This is a genomic window from Streptomyces alanosinicus (assembly GCF_014650595.1).
GTDB lineage: Bacteria > Actinomycetota > Actinomycetes > Streptomycetales > Streptomycetaceae > Streptomyces > Streptomyces alanosinicus.
This window is the reverse complement of sequence record NZ_BMVG01000114.1, coordinates 1-3,296: the sequence shown is the minus strand read 5'-3', so window position 1 is coordinate 3,296 and position 3,296 is coordinate 1. Positions and strand designations below refer to the sequence as shown.

The 3,296-nt window shown below is 74.4% G+C and carries 2 protein-coding genes; both read left to right on the top strand.

Features of this window, described 5'->3' with window-relative positions; genetic code table 11:
* Nucleotides 1-3,097, top strand: a 3,097-nt coding sequence (locus tag IE277_RS46380) for a type I polyketide synthase (protein ID WP_189960131.1), incomplete at its 5' end; no start/stop codon positions are given.
* Nucleotides 3,098-3,106: 9 nt separating this feature from the next.
* A partial coding sequence (locus IE277_RS46375; RefSeq protein WP_229882596.1) for a polyketide synthase docking domain-containing protein occupies nucleotides 3,107-3,296 on the top strand: 190 nt, incomplete at its 3' end.

Genomic DNA, 3,296 nt, shown 5'->3' with positions numbered 1-3,296 from the left:
CAAGAACCGCCCCGAGGCGCGCACCCTGCTCGCCGCCGTCGCCCGGATGCACGCCACCGGAGCCTCCGTCGACTGGGCTGCCTTCTACCCCGGTGCCCGGCAGACCGGGTTGCCGACGTACGCCTTCGAGCGGCGGACGTACTGGCTCGACGGGCCGGCCGTGGCGCCCGCGGGTGATGTCACGAGCCTCGGACAGCGCCCGGCCGAACACCCGCTGCTCAGCGCGGTCGTGGTGGCACCGGCGGGCGGCGGTGTGGTGCTGACCAGCAACCTGTCGGTGCGCACCCACCCGTGGCTGGCCGACCACGACGTCCTCGGGACCGTGCTGCTGCCCGGCACCGGCTATATCGAGCTGGCCATCCGCGCCGGTGAGGAAGTCGGCTGTGACGTGGTGGAGGAGCTGACCATCGAGCAGCTGATGCCGATGCGGGAGGACGGCGGCGGGCTCGCCGTACAGGTCGTCGTCGATCCGGCGGACGCCACGGAGCGGCGCTCGCTGAACGTGTACTCGCGGCCCGACGACGCCGACCCGGACGTCCCCTGGACCCGGCACGCCAGTGGTGTGCTGGCGCCGGGCGCCCAGCCGGCGCCGCCCGCCGAGTCGTTCGGCGGCGGGCTCGCGGTGTGGCCGCCGGTCGGCGCCGAGGAGGTCGACATCTCCGATGTGTACGACTATCTGACCGGCCAGGGATACGGATACGGGCCGATGTTCCGCTGCCTGCGCGGGATCTGGCGGCGCGGCAAGGAGACCTTCGTCGAGGTGTCGCTGCCGGAGGACAACCTGGCGATCGGCACCGAGTACCGGATCCACCCCTCGATCCTGGACGGCTCGCTCAGCGCCACGGACTTCATGGACGGGCGCAGGCCGCAGGACGTGGGCGGCACCCAGCTGCCGTTCGCCTGGGAAGGCGTGACGCTGCACGCGGCCGGTGCCGCGCAGCTGCGGGGCCGGATCACCTCCGTGGCGGGCCACAAGTCGCAGGGCTCGGACGCGGTCCGGCTGGAGCTGGCGGACCCGAACGGTACGCCGGTGGCGACGATCGACTCCCTCGTCGTACGACCGGTGACGGCGGCCCGGGTGAACGCGGCCGCGGCGGCCGGGCGCGGCGAGCGCACCTCGATGTTCCACCTGGTGTGGAACCAGCTGCCGCTGGGCGCGAGCCACACGGCGACCGCGGCCGGCTGGGCGGTGCTCGGTGCGGCGGAGCAGGCGCCCGAGGGGGCCACCGCTCACCCGGATCTGGCCGCCCTGACCGGTGCGCTGGACGCGGGCGCGGCCGTACCCGAGGTGGTGCTGCTGCCGACGCCGGCCGTGGACGCCGACGTCCCGTCCGCCGTACGGCAGGTGTCGGCCGGTGTGCTGGAGGTGCTGCAGGGTTGGCTGGCCGACGACCGGTTCGGCTCGTCCCAGCTGGTGGTGCTCACCCGGGGCGCGGTCGCCGCGAGGGACACGGACAGCGTGGACCTGGCGCAGGCGCCGGTGTGGGGTCTGCTGCGGTCGGCCGCGGAGGAGAACCCGGGCCGGTTCGTGCTGGTGGACACCGACGGTTCGGTGGCCGCCCGGCAGGCGCTGCCCGCGATCCTCGCCACCGGTGAGCCGGAGGCGGCGGTGCGCGGCGGCGAGGTGAAGGTGCCGCGGCTGGCCCGGGTGTCCGCGGGTCAGGTCACGTCCGCGCTGCCGTGGACCGGTGAGGGCACCGTGCTGATCACCGGTGGCACCAGCGGTCTCGGGGCGATCGTGGCCCGGCACCTGGTGGCGGAGCACGGCGTCCGGCATCTGCTGCTGACCAGCCGGCGGGGCGCCGCGGCGCCCGGCGCGGCCGAACTGGCGGCGGAGCTGGAGGAGTCGGGTGCCTCGGTGACCCTGGCGGCCTGCGATGTGTCGGACCGCGACGCGATCGGCGCGCTGCTCACCGGCGTACCCGCCGACCGGCCGCTGACCGCCGTCGTGCACGCGGCCGCCCTGATGGACAACGCGCTCATCGCCCAGCTCACCTCCGAGCAGCTGGACTCGGTGCTGCGGCCCAAGGCGGACGCCGCCTGGTACCTGCACGAGGCCACACGCGAGCTGGACCTGAAGGCGTTCGTGCTGTTCTCCTCGTGCGCCGGACTGGTCGTCGGCGCCGGGCAGGGCAACTACGCGGCCGCCAACCGCTTCCTGGACGCCCTCGCCGCGCACCGCAGGGAGCAGGGCCTGCCCGGCGCCGCGCTGGCGTTCGGGCTGTGGGAGGCCAAGACCGGCCTGGGCGGCGGCGTCAACGACGCCGACCTCGGCCGGATGCGGTCCCTGGGACTGCCCGCACTGCCCACCGAGGAGGGCCTGCAGCTGTTCGACGAGGCGCTGACCCTCGACGAGGCGCTGATCGCCCCGATCCGGGTCGACGCCGCCGCGCGCGGCGCCAACCCGGGCGAGCCGCCGGTGCTGCTGCGGGACGTGCTCAAGCAGGAGCAGCCGGCGCCCAAGCGGCAGGAGGTCCGTGCCCCGTCGGTCACGGCCGCCGCGGCGGCCGCCGGCGGGCAGTCGCTGGAGGAGCGGCTGGCCCGGATGCGGCCCACGGACCGGGAGGCGGCGGTGCTCGACCTCGTCCGGGGCGAGGTCGCGGCGGTCAGCCACGCCGAGCCGGAGAGCCTGGACGTCAACAAGGGCTTCACGGACCTGGGCCTGGACTCGCTGGCGGCGATCGACCTGCGCAACCGGCTCCAGACGGTGACCGGGATGCGGCTGCCGGCGACGATGATGTTCGACTACCCCAGCCCGGTCGTCATGGCCGAGTTCCTGCTGGAGGAGCTGCTCCCCGGCATCGAGGAGTACGCCGAGACGGAAACCGGGACCGTGACGGGGACCGGGGCCGGGGCCGGGACCGACGCCTCGGCGGCGGCACCGGACGACGACTCGATCCGGGAGACGCTCGCCGCCATCCCGGTCGCGGCCCTGCGTGAGGCGGGCCTCCTCGACGCGCTGCTCGCGCTCGTCCCGTCCACCGCGGCCTCGGCACCGCAGGAGGCGGACCGCAGCGAGGAGATCAAGAACATGGACATCGACGACCTGGTGCGCGCCGCGCTTGCGTCCGCCGAACCGAACCCGAACGAGGACTGAGGTCTGATCGTGGAAGCATCAGTCGAACAACTCGTCGCCGCACTGCGGCAGTCGATGCTGGACAACGAGCGACTGCGGCGGCAGAACGGCGAACTGGCCGAACAGAACGGTGAACTGGCCGAGCAGGCCGCCCGGGTGAGCGAGCCGATCGCCGTGGTCGGCATGGCCTGCCGCTACCCGGGCGGGGTCCAGAACCCCG